The sequence below is a fragment of the Burkholderia sp. MSMB1835 genome, assembly GCF_001526365.1.
GTDB lineage: Bacteria > Pseudomonadota > Gammaproteobacteria > Burkholderiales > Burkholderiaceae > Burkholderia.
Genome location: NZ_LOYP01000024.1, coordinates 1 through 594, shown reverse-complemented (window position 1 = coordinate 594; position 594 = coordinate 1). Strand labels below are relative to the sequence as shown.

Below are 594 nucleotides of genomic sequence, written 5' to 3'. Positions count from 1 at the left end.
CCGCGGCTTCAACAAGACGCAGGGCGAGCTGCTCGTGCTCGACGACGCGAACCTGTCGCTGCGCGAAGGCGAGATCGTCGGCCTGCTCGGCCGATCGGGCTCGGGCAAGTCGACGCTGCTGCGCATCATCGCCGGCCTGATCGAGCCGACTGGCGGCGAAGTGACCTATCTCGGCAAACCGCTGCGCGGCCCGGCCGAGGGCGTCGCGATGGTGTTCCAGACCTTCGCGCTGTTCCCGTGGCTCACCGTGCTGCAGAACGTGGAAGCCGGGCTCGAGGCGCTCGGCGTCGGCGCGCGCGAGCGGCGCGAACGCGCGCTGGCCGCGATCGACCTGATCGGCCTCGACGGCTTCGAGAACGCGTATCCGCGCGAGCTGTCGGGCGGGATGCGCCAGCGCGTCGGGTTTGCGCGCGCGCTCGTCGTCGATCCGACCATCCTGCTGATGGACGAGCCGTTCTCCGCGCTCGACGTGCTGACCGCCGAAACGCTGCGTACCGACCTGCTCGATCTGTGGACGCAGGGCCGCATGCCGATCAAGTCGGTGCTGATCGTCACGCACAACATCGAGGAAGCGGTGTTCATGTGCGACCGGAT

Annotated in this window: 1 protein-coding gene; it reads left to right on the top strand. The window is 68.9% G+C overall.

The features are described from left to right. Window positions 1-594 (top strand): ABC transporter ATP-binding protein (locus WS96_RS10625; RefSeq protein WP_155714105.1); only part of this gene is annotated, 594 nt, incomplete at both ends.